14 protein-coding genes are annotated in these 18,567 nt (G+C 63.6%); 7 read left to right on the forward strand and 7 right to left on the reverse strand.

Annotated elements, in window-relative coordinates; translation table 11 throughout:
• Window positions 1–2 precede the first annotated feature (2 nt).
• Window positions 3–1,313, reverse strand: a complete 1,311-nt coding sequence (locus tag ACVRRC_RS01735) for an NTP/NDP exchange transporter (protein WP_472996559.1) — start codon at window positions 1,311–1,313, stop codon at window positions 3–5.
• A 10-nt stretch (window positions 1,314–1,323) separates the two neighbouring features.
• The gene (locus ACVRRC_RS01740) at window positions 1,324–2,241 is read right to left on the reverse strand and encodes an aldo/keto reductase (protein WP_196111875.1); all 918 of its coding nucleotides are present in this window, start codon (window positions 2,239–2,241) and stop codon (window positions 1,324–1,326) included.
• Window positions 2,242–2,484: 243 nt separating this feature from the next.
• Here ACVRRC_RS01740 and ACVRRC_RS01745 point away from each other — a divergent pair, with 243 nt between their 5' ends.
• On the forward strand, window positions 2,485–3,090 hold the full coding sequence (locus tag ACVRRC_RS01745) for a hypothetical protein (protein ID WP_236450987.1): 606 nt from the start codon (window positions 2,485–2,487) through the stop codon (window positions 3,088–3,090).
• 59 nt (window positions 3,091–3,149) lie between these two features.
• On the opposite strand, the gene ACVRRC_RS01750 is transcribed toward ACVRRC_RS01745, so the two are convergent.
• Window positions 3,150–4,709 (reverse strand): ABC transporter substrate-binding protein, encoded by a 1,560-nt coding sequence (locus ACVRRC_RS01750; RefSeq protein ID WP_192475605.1) that lies wholly within the window; start codon window positions 4,707–4,709, stop codon window positions 3,150–3,152.
• 352 nt (window positions 4,710–5,061) lie between these two features.
• Here ACVRRC_RS01750 and ACVRRC_RS01755 point away from each other — a divergent pair, with 352 nt between their 5' ends.
• Genes ACVRRC_RS01755 through ACVRRC_RS01770 form a run of 4 tightly spaced genes read left to right on the forward strand, consistent with a single transcriptional unit; the run spans window position 5,062 to window position 10,060 of the window.
• A complete protein-coding gene (locus ACVRRC_RS01755; RefSeq protein WP_061373790.1) occupies window positions 5,062–5,367 on the forward strand; it encodes a PqqD family protein in 306 nt (101 codons plus the stop codon).
• Window positions 5,364–6,437: an ATP-grasp domain-containing protein gene (locus ACVRRC_RS01760; RefSeq protein ID WP_048328300.1), complete on the forward strand. Its 1,074-nt coding sequence runs from the start codon at window positions 5,364–5,366 to the stop codon at window positions 6,435–6,437. Before ACVRRC_RS01755 ends, ACVRRC_RS01760 begins: the two co-directional genes overlap by 4 nt.
• 6 nt (window positions 6,438–6,443) lie before the next feature.
• The gene (locus ACVRRC_RS01765) at window positions 6,444–7,874 is read left to right on the forward strand and encodes a type III PLP-dependent enzyme domain-containing protein (protein WP_472996560.1); all 1,431 of its coding nucleotides are present in this window, start codon (window positions 6,444–6,446) and stop codon (window positions 7,872–7,874) included.
• A complete protein-coding gene (locus tag ACVRRC_RS01770; RefSeq protein ID WP_242100514.1) occupies window positions 7,874–10,060 on the forward strand; it encodes an urea transporter in 2,187 nt (728 codons plus the stop codon). Before ACVRRC_RS01765 ends, ACVRRC_RS01770 begins: the two co-directional genes overlap by 1 nt.
• 13 nt (window positions 10,061–10,073) lie before the next feature.
• Here ACVRRC_RS01770 and ACVRRC_RS01775 read toward each other — a convergent pair whose 3' ends face one another.
• Entirely contained in the window at window positions 10,074–10,904 is an 831-nt protein-coding gene (locus ACVRRC_RS01775) for a dienelactone hydrolase family protein (RefSeq protein WP_185749471.1), read from the reverse strand.
• A gap of 629 nt (window positions 10,905–11,533) precedes the next feature.
• Between ACVRRC_RS01775 and ACVRRC_RS01780 the strand changes: the two genes are divergently transcribed.
• Entirely contained in the window at window positions 11,534–13,555 is a 2,022-nt protein-coding gene (locus ACVRRC_RS01780; protein WP_048328293.1) for an FIST N-terminal domain-containing protein, read from the forward strand.
• Here ACVRRC_RS01780 and ACVRRC_RS01785 read toward each other — a convergent pair.
• Window positions 13,552–15,477 (reverse strand): RecQ family ATP-dependent DNA helicase, encoded by a 1,926-nt coding sequence (locus ACVRRC_RS01785; RefSeq protein WP_472996561.1) that lies wholly within the window; start codon window positions 15,475–15,477, stop codon window positions 13,552–13,554. The genes ACVRRC_RS01780 and ACVRRC_RS01785 overlap by 4 nt on opposite strands.
• A gap of 293 nt (window positions 15,478–15,770) precedes the next feature.
• On the opposite strand from ACVRRC_RS01785, the gene ACVRRC_RS01790 reads away from it, so the two are divergent.
• On the forward strand, window positions 15,771–16,013 hold the full coding sequence (locus ACVRRC_RS01790) for a DUF2790 domain-containing protein (protein WP_013981452.1): 243 nt from the start codon (window positions 15,771–15,773) through the stop codon (window positions 16,011–16,013).
• Window positions 16,014–16,087: 74 nt separating this feature from the next.
• Here ACVRRC_RS01790 and ACVRRC_RS01795 read toward each other — a convergent pair whose 3' ends face one another.
• Together ACVRRC_RS01795 and ACVRRC_RS01800 are read right to left on the reverse strand one after the other, a co-directional pair.
• On the reverse strand, window positions 16,088–16,690 hold the full coding sequence (locus tag ACVRRC_RS01795; RefSeq protein ID WP_013981451.1) for a nitroreductase family protein: 603 nt from the start codon (window positions 16,688–16,690) through the stop codon (window positions 16,088–16,090).
• Between the two features lie 162 nt (window positions 16,691–16,852).
• A complete protein-coding gene (locus ACVRRC_RS01800; protein ID WP_045157992.1) occupies window positions 16,853–18,397 on the reverse strand; it encodes a phosphoenolpyruvate carboxykinase in 1,545 nt (514 codons plus the stop codon).
• Between the last annotated feature and the right edge of the window lie 170 nt (window positions 18,398–18,567).

The raw sequence follows: 18,567 nt of genomic DNA on the forward strand, positions 1-18,567 counted from the left end.
GTTCAGCGGCTTCGTCCGGGAGCAGACTGCACCGCCGCTTTACGATCGGCCTGGCCGCCGATAAACCAGCCCACCACGCCCCAGATCGCGGCGCAGACAGCGCCCACCACGGCCACCAGCCACGCGCCGTGGCCGAGGCTGTCGAGCAGGCTCTTAGCCCAGCCGCTCAGCGCATCGCCGCCGCGATAGACCACGGTGTCGATGAAGTTCTTCGCCTTGTACTTGCTCTGCGCATCCAGCGGCGCGAAAAGCATCTCGCGCCCCGGGCGGACGAAGGCGTACTCGCCGATCCGGCGCACGATCATCACCGCCGCCAGCACGGCGAAGGTCGGCGCCAGCGCCAACCCGACGAAGCCCAAACAGACCAGCGCCGGCACGGCGGCAAGCAGCACGCGCACGCCCAGACGCTGGGCGATGCGCCCGGTGATGAACAACTGCGACAGCAGCGCCCCGGCCTGCACCACGAAATCGATGGCGCCGAACACCCGCACCTGCTCGACACGGTCGGGAAACAGCTCGGCAACCAGGCGCGCCTGTTCGAAATAGAGGAAGGTGCTGGCTGTGGTCAGCAACAGCACGAACACCGCGACGCCCAGCAGATAGCGCGATCCCAGCACCCGCGTCAGGCCGCTGAACGGGTTGCCGGCCACCGGCCGCTTCGGGCTTTCCGCGTGCTCGGCACCGGGCCGACCGGCGCCGTTTACCTCGCGCCAGGACATCAGGAAGTGCTTGAGCGCCACCGCGGCTAGCAGGAGCAGCGCCGCCAGCAACATCAGCCCGAACTGCCCGAGCGCGCCGACCAACAGCGCGCTTGCCGCAGGGCCGACGAGGCCGCCCACGCTGGCCCCGGCAGCGATGAAGGCGAACAGCCGGCGTGCCTGCGGCGCATCGAACACATCGGCCATCAGGCTCCAGGCCACCGAGACCACGAACAGGTTGTAGACCGAGATCCACACGTAGAACACCCGCGCCAGCCAGACGCTGTCACGCAACGCGAAGAACAGCGCGGCAAACAGCAGCAGGTTGAGGCAGAAGAAGCCGTACACCCAGTCGATGTAATGGATGCGCGCCACCCGCGAGTTGAGCCAGGCGAACAGCGGCACCGCCACCAGCATGGCAACGAAGGTCGCGGTAAACAGCCACTGCAGATTCTCCACGCCGCCCTGAATGCCCATGGACTCGCGGATCGGGCGCAGCATGAAGTAGCCGGCGAACAGGCAGAAGAACAGGCCGAAGCCGGCCAGCGCCGCGCGCAGTTCGCCGGGGCGGGCGTTGATCAGCACGGCGAGGCGCGCGGCGGAGGCGACGGGCATGCGGCCCGGCTCAGCGGAAGGCGTCGACGATCATCTGCCGCTGCCGCGCGTCGGGCAGACGGCCCTGGCCGGCGAGCAGGTTGTCGGCCATGTAGCGCGGATTGGAGGTGGCCGGGATGACCGCCGTCACCGCCGGCTCGGCGAGGATGAACTTGAGCAGCAGCTGCGCCCAGGAGCTGGCGTCGATCTCGGCGGCCCAGTCCGGCAACGGCTTGTCCCGGACCTTCGACAGCAGGTTGCCGCGGGTAAAGGGTCGGTTGATCAGGGTGGCGATGCCGTTGTCGGCACAGTAGGGCAGCAGCTGCTTCTCGGCGTTGCGCTCGCTGACCGAATAGTTGAACTGCACGAAGTCGACCTGCTCCTGTTTCAGCGTGTCCAGCAGGCGATCGTGGGCCGATTCCACATAGTGCGTCACGCCGATGTAGCGCACCCGCCCCTCCTGCTTGAGCTCGCGCAGCAGGCCGAGCTGGGTGCGGGTGTCCTGCAGGTTGTGCACCTGGATCAGGTCGATGGTGTCGGTCTGCAATGCCTCGAAACTCGCCTCGATCTGCGCCAGGCCGCGCTCGCGTCCGGTCGAGGACACCTTGCTGGCAAGAAAGACCTTGTCGCGCTGGCCCAGGCGGTTGACCAGTTCGCCGACGACGCGCTCGGCATTGCCGTAGCTCGGCGCGGTGTCGATCAGCGAGGCACCGCCTTCCACCATCACCCGCAGCACCTCCAGCAGGCGGTCCATCTGTGGGTCATCGAGGCTCACGTTATGCGTAATGGAGGTACCGAGACCGATCACCGGCAGCGTTTCACCGGTGGCAGGAATGGCTCGCCGCAGCACGCCCTGCGCGGCGAAGCTCAGCGCAGGCAGAAGCGGGCCGAGGGCAGCGAGCGTGGCGATCAGGGCGGAACGTTGCAGGAATTGACGGCGGCGATACATGAAACCTCCCGCTGGCGTGCAGATTGATGGCGTTGCGCAAACGAGATTCGAGTATGGCTCCGAGCACAGCACTGCGTGACGAGCGCGACGGATAACCCTTTTCCTAATGTTGCGAGCCGAAATGCGACGTAAGGCTTGAGCCTGATCAGTGAGGGATGCCATCAATGAGCCATAGTGATGTCATCGCCGCATACCCGGACAACGAACATGCTATCGCCGACGGCTTTCCTGAAGCGGACACGAATGGGCTGTACCGCAGTAGTTCTGGCGCTCGGCCTTCCAGGCTGCCAGGCCGCATCCTTACAGCCGCCAGCCTGTGCCGATGCGACTTACTATTTCCCTGCCGACAGCTTCCCGCGGCACTATCCGGCTTCCGATGCGCAACGGCGGCTCTGGTATGCAACGCCCCTGGCGCGTCTCGGCGAACCTTCGCTGTCGTGCGGTCACGCCGTCAACGCGCAGAGCTATCGGCTGCTCTGGCTCAACGGCCAGGCCCATCCGGTGGTGATCCGCATTACACGTACCGAGGATGTGATCTCGCTTCATGCATTTCAGCTGTCCGGCTGGGGTGCGACGGATCCAGGCCGGCTGACCGCCTATTCGCACAGGCGCCTGACCGAAGCCGAATGGCGCCGGCTGCAGGCTGCGCTCATCGGTGCCGACTTCTGGCGCCTGCCTACATCCGGCAACCTGTACGGTATTCACGGTGGGCAATGGGTGATCGAAGGCAACGACCGCGGGCGCTATCACCTCGTCGATCGCTGGAGTCCAACCGCCGGCGCCTATCGCGCCCTGGGCGACCTGTTCTTCGAGCTGACAGGCTGGACCAAGCCCTATCCGAACCAGTGATGGCTGACGGAAACGAAAAAGGCCCGCCAACAAGCGGGCCTTCCCTGCCAGCCGAGCGGTCATTCCTCGCCGCGGGAGACGCCCCAATAGAACTGCATTGGCGACGTGATGCCCTGCAGATCGCTGCGGAAAGCCACCGGTTCGAAGAACTGACCCAGCACGCCAAACGCGCCGATGTCCCATAGCCGCTGCTGAATGCGCGCGGCGAGCTCGACCTTCTCTGCCCCGCTGGCACGAGATGCGGCAGCGCGCAGCCGCTCGAGCTCGGCGTCTTCGGCCCAGCCGAACCAGCCCGTCTGCGGGTCGCCGGAGAAGGCGATGGCCGAGGTATCAACGAGGTCGGCGGCGTTCCACCAGGTGTGGAACATGCTCCAACCGCCTTCGGCAACCGGCACTCTTCGTTCGCGCTGCTCAAGCAGCGTCGCCCAGTCCATGTCCCGGACCTGGACGGTCATTCCCAGCTCCTGCAGCAGCTCCACGGTGACCTTGGTAAAGGCTGCCATGACCGGGGTGTCAGTCGGATTCAGGACCACCACCGGTGTGCCGTCATAGCCGGCATCCTTGAGCGCCTGCCTGGCGGCCTGCAGGTCACCGCGCTGCATCACCTCGCTGCCCGCCTCGTTGGCCAGTGGCGTGCCGCAAGGGAACACGGAATAGCAGTTGCGCCAGTAACGTGCATCGCCCAGTGCAGCGGACATGTAAGCGTCCTGCTGCATGGCCATGAGAACGGCACGGCGCACGCCGGGATTGTTGAATGGAGCCTGCTGGTGGTTGAAGCGCGCCATGGCGACGTTACCCAGCGGGTCGGTCGAGGCGACCGTGATGTCCGCGTTGCCCTCCATCAACGAGACCAGGTTGGTGGACGGAGACTCGACATAGTCGACCTTGCCGGCGATGAGTTGCTCGACCGCCTCTCGCTGACTCGGGTAATAGCGCCATTCGACTACGTCGAAGTTGGCAACCTTCGCGCCCGCAGCCAGCGACTGGGGGTCGTGACGCGGCTTGTAGTTGGGGTTGCGCACGTACACCACTTTGTCGGCACTGGCGCGCTGGGGATTGTAGATGAAAGGCCCGGAGCCGATCGCGTCGGTCACAGGCGTGAAGGCATCGGTTTCGGCCAGGCGCTTGGGCATCATGAACGGTACGTTCACCGAAACCTTTGCCAGGGTGCGGATGATGTTCACATCCGGCTCGTTCAGGACGATGGTGAAGCGTTGATCATCGTCGACGCTGATGCTCTTGATGTTGCGGAAAAGCTGCTGGCCGGCGCCGTCACGCTTACCCCAGCGCTGCAGGGACGCGACGCAATCTTGCGCCGTCACCGGCTTGCCATCGTGCCATTGCAAACCGTCGCGAAGCTGGATCTGCCAGGTTTTCAGATCGCTGGACGACGTCCACTTCTCCGCCATCTGAGGGCGCTGGCGCAGGTCTTCATCCAGGGCAAAGAGCGTGTCGTAGACCATGTAGCCATGGCTGCGAGTCACGTACGCAGTGCTGGTAACCGGGTCCAGCGTCGTCAGCCGAGCATGCGAGGCGATGACCAGTTTGTCGGCACAACCTGCAAGAAGCAGTGCAGCCGCCATGGTCGATAGGGTGAACAGCATTCTTCTCTGGTACATCGCCGACCTCCTCCGGTCCCGATTCAAGCCTGTACGCGCCATGATTCGGCGCCGCCCCGGATCATTCGGGGCGCGACGTCACGCGCCTGGCTGGCATTTTCCGCCGACACTCCAGCGGTCATCGACCACCTGATACGTCTGCAAAATCGTCAGCCTGCTTCGCTGAGATTAGCCTCATTGAATTAATCCGCACCTGCGACGTGATGGCTTTTTGACCCCAATCAACGAGGCCCTGAAAAAAACTTCAGCAGCGTTTCGAACATGACTACGATCAATAGAAGAAGGCAAAAGGCTACTACCGTGGAACATGCCTTTTATGGCCGTTGCCGTCCGCCCGGGGGAGTTGTAGTCCATGTCGAACCCGTCATCTCCAAGCAGCAATCGTCCCAGCTCGCTTGATCAACGCCTGCAGTTCTACAGCGACGAATTCGTCTTCGATCGTGTCTCGGGCATGTTTTACCGACTTAATCCCAGCGCAAGCTTCATGCTTCAGTCGTTGGCGGCCGGCGCGCTGCCAAGTGAGCTGCCCGGTAGGTTGCAGGCGCGGTATGAACTGGACAGCGCAACGGCAAGCCGAGACGTTCAACTGTTTCTCAACAGCCTGACGGCGCTGGAGCCCCTCGGCCGACTGTTCGACCCGGCGAGGAGCGCTTCATGATCAACGTCGCTATCACCGGCCTGCACCGCGGCAATAATCCCCAGCCTGGCGCGGCAGTCGCGGCCGGCCTGCGTCGGCGCTTCCCCGATCTGCGCATCGTTGGGCTGTCCTACGACCCATTGGAAAGTGGGCTTTATTGCCACGACGGCGGGCGGCCGGACGTGGCCTATCTGATGCCCTTTCCAGGCGCCGGCGCGAAAGCGACGCTCGATCGCCTGGACGAAATCCTCCAGACCGAGCCAATCGACTACCTGATCCCTTGCCTGGATTCGGAGCTGGACAACTACATCCAGTTGCAACCGGAGCTCAAGTCGCGCGGCATCGGCTGTCTGCTACCGAGCCAGCAGGCGCTGGACGATCGCTCCAAATCCAACCTGGATGCATTCTGTGGGCAGCTCGAAGTACCCACACCGCGAACGCTGATGGCCAACGATCCGGACACCCTCGCTGCGCTGGCCCTCCAGCTTGGTTATCCGGTCTACGTGAAAGGCCGTTTCTACGAGGCGCACCTGGCAACCACGCCGAAGGAGCTGTACGAAGCATTCGCCAGCATCGCCAGCGTCTGGGGCACCCCGGTGCTGGTTCAGGAAATGGTGGTCGGCGAGGAATACGACATCCTCGGTCTGGGCGACGGCGAGGGTGGCCTGCTGGCGTCCTGCTCGATCCGCAAAATGCTGCGTACCTCGGCGGGCAAGGGGTTCGCCGGCGTGGTCGTGGCGGATCCGGATCTCGACGAACTGGTCGCCCGCGTGATCGGCGCGCTGCGCTGGGCAGGGCCCTTCGAGCTCGAGTTCATCAAGGTCCCCGGCAAGCCGCACGCCCTTTTTGAAATGAACCCTCGCTTTCCCGCCTGGGTGGACTTTCCATCCCAGATCGGCTGCAACATGCCGGCGCGTCTGCTCGAACAGCTCATCGGCCTCGACGCCACGCCACTACAGACGTGCACGCCGGGGCAGATGTTCATCCGCCACAGCATCGATCTGGTGGCCGATATCGCCGAGGTCGCAGAGATGACCATCACCGGCCGCAGGATTTGCACACCGAACGACTGCCCCACCATCTCGAGGTGATCAGAAGTGACTCAGGACTACAGCCAACCGATCATCAGCGACGAGTTGGGCAGCAACAGCCCCCACGCCGCTGCCGAGCGCAACTGCTTCGCCCGCGGCGTACACACGCCAGCGCTGTTCGAGATCGACGGCAATCCGATCCCGGCGCTGGTGGCCGACTTCGGCTCACCGCTCTTCGTGTTCTCCGAACACACGCTGCGCAGCAAGGCCCGCCATGCGCGCGAGGCGTTTCGTCGACGCTATCCGAAGACCAGCTTTGCCTGGTCGTTCAAGACCAATCACCTGCAGAGCGTCTGCCAGATCCTGCGCCAGGAAGGCTGGATTGCCGAAGTCGTGTCGGACTTCGAGTATGAGAAGGCGCGTTACCTGGGGTTCGCCGGCCCCGATATCGTCTTCAACGGCCCATACAAACCTCGCGCAATCCTGCGGCGCGCCATCGATGAAGGTGCGTTGCTGCACATCGACAACTGGGACGAGCTCAGCCTCATCGAGGAACTGACCCGCGCCCGCCGCGAGCCGCTCGACGTCGGCATCCGGGTCTGGCTCGACGCGGGCATCCGACCGGTCTGGTCGAAGTTCGGCTTCGCTCTGGCCAATGGCGAAGCCGAGCGCGCGGCCGAGCGCATCGTGAAAAACCCACGGCTGCGCCTGCATACATTGCACACGCACATCGGTACCTACATCCTGGAGCCATCCGCCTACCGCACCGCAACGCAGAAACTGCTGGCATTGCGTGACACCATCCAGCGCAAGCACGGCCACCTGCTCGACTGCCTTGATCTGGGCGGCGGCTTTCCGTCCAACAGCCTGTTGCATGGCATGGCGGGACCCGCCGAGCAGGTTGTCCCGCCAATCGAAGCCTACGCCGATGCAATCACCGACGTTCTCAACCGCCTGCCGGAGAAGAAGCGTCCCTTGCTGCGCCTGGAAACCGGACGCCATCTTGTCGACGAGGCGGGCTACCTGCTGACCAGCGTGGTCGCGGTGAAAGGCATTCATCGTCAGCGCGCCGAAAACGACGGCCTGTCAGCACGTGATTTCAAGGAGCAGCTGATCGCCGGAGAGGACAGCAAGGTCAACTACATCGCCGATGCTGGCATCAACCTGCTCTACACCTCGGCCTGGTACCGCTTCAACGTACAGCCGTCTCGCCTGATCAACGAGCCACCCTTGCCCTCGCGCCTCTACGGCTCGCTGTGCATGGCGATCGACGTGATACGCGATCACATCGATCTGCCGCCGCTGGAAGTCGGCGACGTGCTCAGCGTGCATCCGGTGGGTGCGTACAACCTGAGCCAGTCAATGCAGTTCATTGCCTATCGTCCGGCGGTCGTGCTGATCACCGAGAGCGGCGTACCAGAGCTCATACGCGCTGCGGAAACCCTCGAGGAAGTTCAGCGACTCGAGCGGATACCGGCCGCTCTGACGGAACGATGATGGACGCGCCGAATCTGGAGGGGGTACCCAACGACGGGTCCTTGCGCACCGCCCACCGCTTCTCGACGCCGTTGGTATCCATTCTTGGCCCGGCGCTGGGCGGCGCTTTCCTGATCCCGCATCCCTGGATCGGTGCGCTGCTCTGGCTCGGCCTGTTCGAGAACCTGCGTTTCGCTGCCTTCGCGTTGTTCGGCACCGTGCTGGCCGAGAGCATCCTGCGGCTGTTCCAGATCCGTGATCACTCCGCTGCCGAAGGCAATCTCAAGGCTAACGCGCTGCTCTCGGCAGTCGCCGCCGCCTGGCTCACGGAACACTCCGGGCTCGCCGTCGAAGCGCAGATTCTGGTGGTGGCGTGCACCGTCGCCGCCACCACGATACTGGCGACGGCGACCCTGCGCCCTCTGCTCAAAGCCGGGTTGCCGCCGCTGGTAGTCGCGTACTGCATGGTGTCGGTGTTTCTCTTCGCCATCTTTCCGCACTGGACGCTCTCGGCCATGGCGACAATGCAGTGGTGGCCGGTACCGGAAACCGCCCAGCAATGGCTGATCACCTACTTCCGCACCCTGGGCGCCCTGCTGTTCTCGCCCACGCTGGGCATCGGCGGCATCATCGCCCTGGCGATCCTGCTTTGGTCACGCCTGGCGTTCCTGGCCGGCACGGTAGGCTGGATCGCGGGGATTTTCACCGCGGTCCAGCTCAATCAGCTGGGCGTGGTGTTCTACTGGATGCCGGCGGCTTACAACTTCTTTCTGGCTGGCGCGGCCCTCGGCGCCATCTTTCTGATTCCCAGCCGTATCAGCCTGCCCCTGGCTGCGCTCGGGGGGGCCGCAACCGCGCTGCTGGCGGCGGGCTTTCAACATCTATCCCCCTACACCGCGATCGGCTATTTGCCACTGGCATCCGCGCTGACGATCTGGGTGGCGCTCAGCGCGGTGGGTGTCACTGAAAACTTTCTGGTCAGGCGCAATCGGACCATGCATTTGCCGCCGGAAACAGCCTGGCAGCGCCTGGACTACTGGTCGCGCCGCAGCGGTACCGGCCCGTTTCTCATCGTGCCGTTATGTGGCCGATCACGCATCACCCAGGGCGAGGATGGCCTGCTCAGCCATGTCGGCCCCTGGCGCCACGCCCTGGATTTCCAGCCGGTATCGGCGGTCGAGCCCGGTACGTACGACGGCATGGTCATGGCACCAGCGTCCGGCTACATAGAGCGCATCCACGACGGCGTCAGCGACAACCCAACGGGCATCTGCAACTACGCGGATAACTGGGGGAACTTCGTGATGATCCGCCTCGATCAGGGTGGCTGGGCATTGCTGGCCCACCTGCAGCAGGGCTCGATTCTGGTGGGCCCAGGCGCACGAGTCGAAGTAGGCGCTTTCATTGCTCGGGTCGGCAACTCAGGACGCTCGCCAATACCTCACGTACATCTGCAGTGCCAGCCGACGGCCGACCCGAGCGAGCCGACCATGCCGTTTCAGCTGGCGAACTTTCTCTCGGCGCCGGACATCAGTCAGCCGTTTCAGCATTGGCACTCCGCTGCGATGCCGTCACAGGGCAGCCTGGTTTCACCCGCGCCGGCCAACCCCGCCGTTCAGTCGCTGCTGGCCAGCGCCGCCCCGGGTATTGCCGTATGGAGTATCGAAGTCGAAGGAACGGTACCCAATATCCTCGGCCACCAGGGTGATACCGAACGGGTGACCGTCACGCTGGACGCCGCAGGTCAGCACCTGTTGCGCGGCGATCGCGGCGGCATGATGACCGTGCAGCTGTCACCGGACGCCTGGCGTGTCGGCGAAGTGCAGAGGAACTGCTCCGCGCTGCTCTGGCTGCTGGCTCTGGCGGTACCCTCGATACCCTACGCCGCCACGCCGGGGATGAAATGGGATGATCTCGCCCCACTCTTGGCATCACGCCTGCGTGGCAGCCTGCCGCTGTTCTTCGCGCCCTATCGTTCCAAGCCTTTCGTGCGTGTTCGTTGCCATTGCACCGCCGCACCGGACGGCGAAGGTCATGGTCTGGCCATCGTCAGCGAGACGAGCGGCTCGCTGCCCTGGCTGCCGACGCGTCTGCAGTGCCGCCTGGACCGTCTTTGCGGTCCGGTATCTCTGCAGGCCGACTTCCCCCACGGCCGGATCACCTACACCCTGGTCTCGTTCGAACCGGGTCTGCCATTCGGCCGCTGAACACTGCCAGCGCTTAGTTGACGAGCGCGACGTCACGGCCGCTTCGCGCCGCATACGCCAGCTGTTGTTCGCGAGTCAGGTTGCCGAGCAGGAAGCGCAGCATGCGGCTCCGGCTGTCCGCAGTGGCGGCGGGATCGCCGCCGATCAGCTTGCCCTGGAAGCTTTGCGGCGGAAGCTGCAGATCGAAAGAATGGGCCGCATTGGGATAGACCTTGACCTCCAGTGACGCGCCCTCGCCCCGTACGCCTTGGCATTCGCTCGCCGGCACCCAGTTGTCACGCCCACCGGCCAGAATCAGCAGCGGCGCGCTGAGCGATACCCGCGAACGACCCAGCTCGCCACACCAGGGGTAATAGGCCACCACCCCGCGAAACGCCGCGTCGCCTTTACCGTAACGCTGCGGCGCGGATTCCTTCGCCGCGCGGATCGCTACGGCGCCGCCATTGCTCTGCCCCATGAGGAAGATGTTGTCGGCTGCCACGAAATCCTGGTTGGCCAGATAACGCATCGCGTCGAACGCATCGCTGGTGCGATAGGACAGCGCGCGATACAGCGCAGGATTGTTCGAACACAGCTTGCCGCCGCCGTACTGGCGCGGGCCGAAGCTGTCCAGATTGAGGACAACGAAGCCGCTGTCGCGCAGAAATTCCGCATGGGTACGCAGGCCATCGCGCACCGCCGGCTGCCAACCGCCGCAACCGTGCATCAGCACAATGGCCGGGAACGGGCCATCGCCGTCGGGGCGAAAGAGTTCGGCATCAAGCATCAGCGACCGCGCCGTATGGGGATCGGATGCCGGCAGCTGAATGGTGCGGTTGGTCGCCTGTGAAACGATAGGCAACATGAGGATAGCGGCGCACAGCGTAAGGCGCCGCAGCATGCCCTTTTGATTCATATGCAATACAACCCGTAATTAAACCAAAGAGTTATAAAATAAATTTCATATGAAACATTAATTATAAAAAAGATCTATCACCAAACAACCAAGATTAGACAGCAACAATTAACGATACTTTTCGTTAGCTATTGAATAGCGTCCGCCCCGTTATTTCAGGAAGTCGGCCACAGTTCGGATAACTTGAACTAACGGAGGAAAAATAAGTGGTCGCCCGTATGGCCCGGAGACGACGCCAAGCGCGCCGTTATATCTGTTCAACGTGACTGGAGGAGGGAGTAATTCTATTTCGAATATATTCATATGAAACCGGACGCATACGTGTGAACGCTTCGATTTCGTTTCAGAAAACTTATTAACCAAGGAGGACAGAACAAAGTCGCAGGACAGACAGCATCCTACTTTAGTACCGCAACTATCGAGGCATGGTCAGCGCTGTCTGCACTCGCTACGGTCAGGCTTGCAGCGGGGCGCCAAATGGCGCTGTGGCGTCGGTCGACGCTGCCGATATGAGGTTCATAACGGCGTGGTTCTTCCGCGCGCTCCCCTAAGGTGCCTCACGAAGTAAGGTGTCGAGCATGTCACTGATCTCCCGTTTCAAGCCTTCCGCCGGAGCTGCCGACGGTGTAACCGGGCTGCATGTCAGCGCTCGGCAATTGCCCGAGCGGCTCGCCGCCCTGCGCTTCGAGCCAACCTACATCGCAGGCTTCGTTTCGCCCCATGTGGATATCGATGCGGTGGCCTCGCAGCTGCGCCAGCGCTTCCCGCACGCGACGATCAGCCTGTGCAGCACCGCTGGTGAGCTATCGAGCCAGAACCGGCAGCTGTACTGCGCAACCAGCGGCCAGTGGGACGGGGTGGTATTGCAGCTGTTCGACGCCAGCGTCATCGCGGCCGCGGAGATCGTCCGGGTACCGCTGGAGTGCGAGGATATCCGCGGCCAGGGCCAGCGCCTGCCCATGAGCGAGCGCATCGCCCGGCTTACGGCATCGATCAAGCGCGTGCAGGTATCGATGAAGATCGACTACCGCGACACCCTGGCCAACATCTTCTTCGACGGCCTGTCCGCCTCGGAGTCGTTCTTCATGGAAGCGCTGTACGAGTCCGGACGCTTCCCCTGTCTGTTCGTCGGCGGCTCGGCGGGCGGCAAGCTGGATTTCCAGCGCACGCAATTGCACGACGGCCAGCGCAGCTACCAGAACCACGCACTGATCGTCTTTCTCAAGTGCGCCCGTAACGTCCGCTTCGGGGTGTTCAAGAGCCAGAACTTCGAGCCCACGCCGCTCAGCCTGAGCGTGCTCAGCGCCTCCCTAGAGGATCGCTACATCAGCCAGGTGGTCGATGCCCGCGGCAACATTCGCAGCATGGTCCAAGCGCTGTGCGAGGCGCTGCGGTGCGTGCCGCAGGAGCTGGAACAGCGGCTCGCCGACTATTCCTTCGCCATCCGCGTCGGCGAGGAGGTGTTCGTCCGTTCGATTTCGCAGATCGACTTCGCCAACGAACGGGTCCACCTGTTCTGCGACGTGGCCCCAGGTGAGGAGCTGATCATGGTCAAGCGCACGCCGCTGGCCGAAACCACCCGCCGCGACTATCAGCAATTCATGCGCAACAAGCCCGGCAAGCCGCTGGTGGGCATCCTCAACGACTGCATCTTGCGCCGGCTGAACAACGAGCAGGCACTCGGCGGCATGGACCCGGTGTTCGACGACGTACCGGTGGCCGGTTACTCGACCTTCGGCGAGATCCTCGGTCTCAATCTCAACCAGACGCTGACCGCGGTGTTCTTCTTCCGCACCAACGGCAAGGACGAGTTCCACGACGAATACACCGACAACTTCATCGCCTACCACGGTGAATTCAAGGCGTTCTTCCTGCGTCGGCAGATCAAGAAGCTCACCGGCCTGAGCCAGGTGGTGGTCAAGCAGATCGAGCAGTTCAAGCGCCAGGACTACAGCAGCGCGGTGGACATCAACGGCCTCGACGAACACATCCGCCCGGTGTTCCGCGGCCTGGCCGACCTTGGTCAGGTGCTGTCCCAGGCCGATCATGAGCGGCAATCCATGTCCGAACAGCTGAGCCAGTGCGCCACCGAGCTGCACGGTTCGATGGATGACCTGACGCTGAACATCAACCAGCAGGGCACCGTCATCGAGCAGGCCGGCAGCTCGGTCAAGCAGATGGTTCACCAGGCCGACGAGGTGGTCAGCAGCGCCCGCGACCTGGCGCAGTCGAGCCAGCGAATCCAATCGGTGGTGCAGACCATCCAGCAGATCGCCGGGCAGACCAACCTGCTGGCGCTCAATGCGGCGATCGAGGCAGCGCGTGCCGGCGACATGGGGCGCGGTTTCGCGGTGGTGGCCGACGAGGTGCGCAAGCTGGCCGAAATCACCGGCAGGAACGCCGAGGAGATCGGTACGGATATCGACCGTCTGGCCAGCGAAATCCGCGCGGTGGCGCAGCACATCGAGGCGCAATCGGCGGGCGTCGGCTCGCTTACCGGCCTGCTCGACGCGCTGGAGAACTCCAGCAACCTGACGGCGGACACCTCACGCCAGACCAAGGGCGTGGCCGACCGGCTGATCGGCCTGACCGCGCGCTAACCTGCCAGGCGCGCACGAACCTCGGCGTAGGGATAGGCCTCCAGCGAGGCGAAACCGGGGAGCTGGCGCGCCTTGAGCTTGGCGAACACCGGTACGCTGATGCCGCAGAGAAAGCGCGTCAGGCACTCGGCGCTCGGCGCACCGCCCTTGAGCTGCGTGTAACGCTCACTGAACTCTGCGCAGCGGGCGGCCATGTCGATCTGCTCCAGCGGCGCCAGTGTCGGCGGTTCCGGCAGCTTCGCGACCTGTCCGCGGCAGACCGAGCAATGCCCACAGCGCTGTGGTGCCTGGCGATCACCGAAATAGGCGGCCAGTCGCTGGCTCAGGCATTCGGCGGATTCGAACAGGGCCAGCATGTTGTCGATGCGGGCGATCTCGCTGGCTTCGTGCTCCTTGAAGTAGGCGTGCAGCTCGCCGCTCAGAGCCTCGGCATCGAAGCGCGTGTCGAGCAGCGCGTAGACCTCGGTCATCTGCTTGCTCTCCAGCTCGATCCAGCCCTTCTCCTGGAAATATTCCAGCGCCTTGACCACCCGCGCGCGGTCGGCGCCGTGCTGCCCGTAAAGCGCTTCGAAATCCAGCGTGCACCAGGTCCGCGCCCGCGCCGAGGTGTGCACGATGGCTTCGACGAACTGTCGCCGCTCGCCTTCGAACTTCGCTACCAGCGCATCGGGCTCGAGCAGGTACTTGAAGCGGTACTCGGCGAAGTAGGCAAAACGCGGTGCGATGATGCCGCGCAGCTCCAGCTGCACCAGCAGGGTTTTCAGCGGCAGCTGGCGGATGTTGCTCTGATCGGATAGCTGGTTGAGCATCAGCTCCCATTGCCCCCCGGCGCCGGCCTGCAGCAGCTCGTCGAGCACGCAGCGGATGCCCTCGCGTTCCGGCGTATCGCCGTAGACGAAGTTCTGCAACACGCTGAGGCTGTCGCGATTGGCCAGCACCAGGCAATCCGAAGCGTTGCCGTCGCGCCCTGCCCGACCAATTTCCTGACTGTAATTTTCCACCGACTTGGGCAGGTCGTAGTGCACCACATTGCGGATATCGGCCTTGTCGATGCCCATGCCGAACGCGATGGTGGCGACGATGCAGTTCAGTTCACCTGCCATGAAGCGCCGCTGGATCGATTCACGCAGCTCGTGCGCCATGCCCGCGTGGTAGGCGCTGGCCGGAAAGCCCCGTTGCGCCAGGTGTTCAGCGATCTGCTCGGCGGTCTTCTGCTGGGTGACGTAGACGATGGTCGGTTGCCCCGCCCTGTCCGTCAGCCATTCCACCAGCCGGCGCTGCTTGTTGAAGCCGCTGACCGGCTCCACCAGCAGATTGAGATTGGGTCGGTAGAAACCGGTGGTCACCACGTCATCCGCTGCAATCGAGAATTTGGCCTGCATGTCGGCGATCACCGGGGGCGTCGCCGTGGCAGTCAGCAGCAGCACCTGCGGAATGTTGAACTGGCGCTGGTAGTCGGGGAGCTTGAGATAGTCCGGGCGAAAGTTGTGGCCCCACTCGGAGATGCAGTGCGCCTCGTCCACCACCAGCAGGGAGATCGGCACCTGGCTGATGAAGTGGCGGAAGCGCTCGTTCTTCAGCCGTTCCACCGAGATCATCAGGATCTTCAGCTCGCCGGACTTGGCGCGGGCCATGGTCTCGCTCGTCTGCTCGCGGCTCTGCGCCGAGTCGATGCTGGCGGCGGCAATGCCATGGCGGTGAAGGAACGCCAGCTGGTCCTGCATCAGCGCCAGCAAGGGTGAGACCACCAGGGTCAGGTGCGGCAACAGCAGCGCCGGCAGCTGGTAGCACAGGGATTTGCCCGAGCCGGTAGGAAAGATCGCCGCTGCCGAGCGCCCCGCCACTACGGCGCGAATGGCCTGTTCCTGGCCCGGACGCAGGCTGTCGTAGCCAAACGTCTGCCTGAGGGTCTGTTCGATCATGCGGCGTCGCTCCTGTGACGGGAGGCAGGAGGGTAGCAAAAGACAGCAGAGGGCACTGCGCATCGACCCGCCTCGTCGGCCGGGTGCGACGCCGAGGCTTCTTGGGACGGTGCAGCAGCGGAACGGCCAGGCATTTCCATCAATCGAGCGGATTGGAAACCGCAATTACCGTTAGGCGCCTATCTACTTCTACGATGCCTGAGCTCCTGACAACAAGCACAAGCGACGCCGGGTCAGGTGATCCGGCAGGCAAAAACAGGACGGACCTATGAACCAGAACAGGATGCCCCGCCATGCGTGCAACCCTTATTGCCACTGCCCTGCTGTTTACCTCGCTGGCCCAGGCTGATGATGCCAAGGCTCAGCCCTACACCTACGGCACCCGACTGGATGTCGCCTCGGTGCTGTCGGTGAAGATCAAGCCGACCCCCTACTGCGAGGTGACCGACGCGGAGATGACCTATCGCGATTCCACCGGTACCGAACGCAAGCTGGCCTACCGGACGCTATCCGAGGCCTGCAGGAATCAGAACTGAGCGCCACGAACAGGGACGCTGGGGCCGGGCGGGAGCACGCAACGCGCCGTCCCGCCGGGTCTTGATGAGCGCGATCAGAAGCGGTCGCGAATCACCACCTCATCGAACGGCAGCTTGCCGACACGCGGCTTCGGCTCGGCGGCGCGCTTGCCCACCGCGACCATCAGCGCGATGACATGGTTGTCCGGCAGGTTGATCAGCTTGCCGACCGCATCGAAATCGAAGCCATCCATGGGGCAGGAATCCAGGCCCTTGGCCCGTGCCGCGAGCATCAGCGTCTGCGCCATCAGACCGCAGCTGCGCATGGCCTCGTCACGCTGCACCTGCGGCTTGCCGCGGTAATAGGCATCGATGGCGCCGGCCATGTAGTCCTGCACCTCGCTCGGTGCGCCTTCCCAGACGCGGCGGACATTCTTTTCCCAGCTGTCGACCTGGGCGCAGATCACCACCAGCATCGAGGCGTCGGTCATCTGCGCCTGATTCCAGCCCACCTCGCGGATCTGCGCGCGCAGCGCCGGGTCGCTGACCTCGACGAACCGCACATGCTGCAGATTGAAGGCAGAAGGCGCCAGCAGCGCCAGTTGCAGCAGCTCGTCCTTTTCTTCACGGCTCAGCTGGAAGCTGGGGTCGTAGGCCTTGACGGCGCGGCGGGTGCGAATGGCTTCTTCGGTATGCATGGCGAGTCCTCACAGGAGAAAGGTGGCGCCATGCTAAGGGTGTCGACCGATCGAATCCACGGGACTTCACCGATCACAATCATCGAGCCACTCGATGCGTTTCCGGTGCTGCATAAACGAAAAGCCGCCCGAAGGCGGCTTTTCGATGACTCGGCAGGCAGCTTAGAGCTGCGGACCGGCGTTGCGGATGGCGTCGGAAACATCGAACTTCTTGAAGTTCTCGATGAACTTGCCTGCCAGCTCCTTCGCGGCCTGGTCGTAGGCGCTCTTGTCGGCCCAGGTGTTGCGCGGGTTCAGCAGCTGGGTATCGACACCGGCAACGGTCTTCGGCACGTCCAGGTTGATGATCGGCAGGTGCTCGGTTTCGGCACCGATCAGCGCGCCGCTCTGGATCGCGGCGATCACCGCACGGGTGGTCGGAATGTTGAAGCGCTTGCCGACACCGTAGCCACCACCGGTCCAACCGGTGTTGACCAGATAGACCTTGGAGCCGAAGCCGTTGATGCGCTTGATCAGCAGCTCGGCATATTCACCGGCCGGACGCGGGAAGAACGGCGCACCGAAGCAGGTGGAGAAGGTCGACTTGATGCCGCTGCCCGAACCCATTTCGGTGGAGCCGACCAGCGCGGTGTAGCCGGACAGGAAGTGGTAGGCAGCCTGCTCGTTGTTCAGGATCGACACGGGCGGCAGTACGCCGGTCAGGTCGCAGGTCAGGAAGATCACCGCATTCGGCTCGCCGCCGAGGTTCTTCTCGGAACGCTTCTCGACATGCTGCAGCGGGTAGGCCGCGCGGCTGTTCTGGGTCAGGCTGGCATCGGCGTAGTCCGGCAGACGGGTGCGCTCGTCGAGCACCACGTTCTCCAGTACGGCACCGAACTTGATGGCCTTCCAGATCACCGGCTCGTTCTTCTCGGACAGGTCGATGCACTTGGCGTAGCAACCGCCTTCGATGTTGAACACGCGGCCAACGCCCCAGCCGTGTTCGTCGTCACCGATCAGGTAGCGGCTCTCGTCGGCCGACAGGGTGGTCTTGCCGGTACCGGACAGACCGAAGAACAGGGTGGTGTCGCCGTCTTCGCCTATGTTGGCGGCGCAGTGCATCGGCAGCACGTCGACGTCCGGCAGTAGGAAGTTCTGCACGGAGAACATGGCTTTCTTCATTTCACCGGCGTACTGCATGCCGGCGATCAGCACCTTCTTCTCGGCGAAGTTGATGATCACGCAGCCATCGGAATTGGTGCCGTCACGCTCGGGTACGCACTGGAAGAACGGGGCGTTGAGGATGCGCCACTCGCTCAGACCGGCCGGGTTGAACTGCTCGGGGGTGATGAACAGGCAGCGGCCGAACAGGTTGTGCCAGGCGGTCTCGGTGGTCATCTTGACCGGCAGGTAGTGCTCGGGATCGGCACCGACATGGACATGGGACACGAAGCTGTCACGCTCGCCGATATAGGCTTCGACGCGGCTCCACAGGGCTTCGAAGTTGCCCGCCGGGAACGGACGGTTGATCGGGCCCCAGGCGATCTTGTGCTGGGTGCTGGGCTCTTCGACGATGAAGCGGTCAGCCGGAGAACGACCCGTGCGGTGCCCGGTCTTCACCACCAGAGAGCCATTGGCGGACAGTTCGCCCTCTCCGCGCTTGACGGCTTCTTCAATCAGTTGAGCGGTGCTGATGTCGGTGTACACGGCGTTGGTGGCTTGCGTCATGAGTGTTCCCGTCGGCCCTGGGCCGATTCCTCCATGCTGTTGTAGCCCGCCAAAGAGCGAACTACATCGAAAAAAGTGCGCGCGATTATGCCAGATAATGCGCCGCGCTGGGTATGAGGCCGTGATGGCCAAATAGTTCAGTGCCCGAGTGCAGGTCCATCCCTGCCTCA

The sequence above is a fragment of the Stutzerimonas sp. LR2 genome, from assembly GCF_055755175.1.

What these genes read in the sequence shown, in the direction of transcription:
- ACVRRC_RS01735 (WP_472996559.1), bottom strand. Translation starts at nt 1,313, where the DNA reads ATGCCCGTCGCCTCCGCCGCGCGCCTCGCCGTGCTGATCAACGCCCGC.
- ACVRRC_RS01740 (WP_196111875.1), bottom strand. Translation starts at nt 2,241, where the DNA reads ATGTATCGCCGCCGTCAATTCCTGCAACGTTCCGCCCTGATCGCCACG.
- ACVRRC_RS01745 (WP_236450987.1), top strand. Translation starts at nt 2,485, where the DNA reads ATGGGCTGTACCGCAGTAGTTCTGGCGCTCGGCCTTCCAGGCTGCCAG.
- ACVRRC_RS01750 (WP_192475605.1), bottom strand. Translation starts at nt 4,709, where the DNA reads ATGTACCAGAGAAGAATGCTGTTCACCCTATCGACCATGGCGGCTGCA.
- ACVRRC_RS01755 (WP_061373790.1), top strand. Translation starts at nt 5,062, where the DNA reads ATGTCGAACCCGTCATCTCCAAGCAGCAATCGTCCCAGCTCGCTTGAT.
- ACVRRC_RS01760 (WP_048328300.1), top strand. Translation starts at nt 5,364, where the DNA reads ATGATCAACGTCGCTATCACCGGCCTGCACCGCGGCAATAATCCCCAG.
- ACVRRC_RS01770 (WP_242100514.1), top strand. Translation starts at nt 7,874, where the DNA reads ATGGACGCGCCGAATCTGGAGGGGGTACCCAACGACGGGTCCTTGCGC.
- ACVRRC_RS01775 (WP_185749471.1), bottom strand. Translation starts at nt 10,904, where the DNA reads ATGTTGCCTATCGTTTCACAGGCGACCAACCGCACCATTCAGCTGCCG.
- ACVRRC_RS01780 (WP_048328293.1), top strand. Translation starts at nt 11,534, where the DNA reads ATGTCACTGATCTCCCGTTTCAAGCCTTCCGCCGGAGCTGCCGACGGT.
- ACVRRC_RS01785 (WP_472996561.1), bottom strand. Translation starts at nt 15,477, where the DNA reads ATGATCGAACAGACCCTCAGGCAGACGTTTGGCTACGACAGCCTGCGT.
- ACVRRC_RS01790 (WP_013981452.1), top strand. Translation starts at nt 15,771, where the DNA reads ATGCGTGCAACCCTTATTGCCACTGCCCTGCTGTTTACCTCGCTGGCC.
- ACVRRC_RS01795 (WP_013981451.1), bottom strand. Translation starts at nt 16,690, where the DNA reads ATGCATACCGAAGAAGCCATTCGCACCCGCCGCGCCGTCAAGGCCTAC.
- ACVRRC_RS01800 (WP_045157992.1), bottom strand. Translation starts at nt 18,397, where the DNA reads ATGACGCAAGCCACCAACGCCGTGTACACCGACATCAGCACCGCTCAA.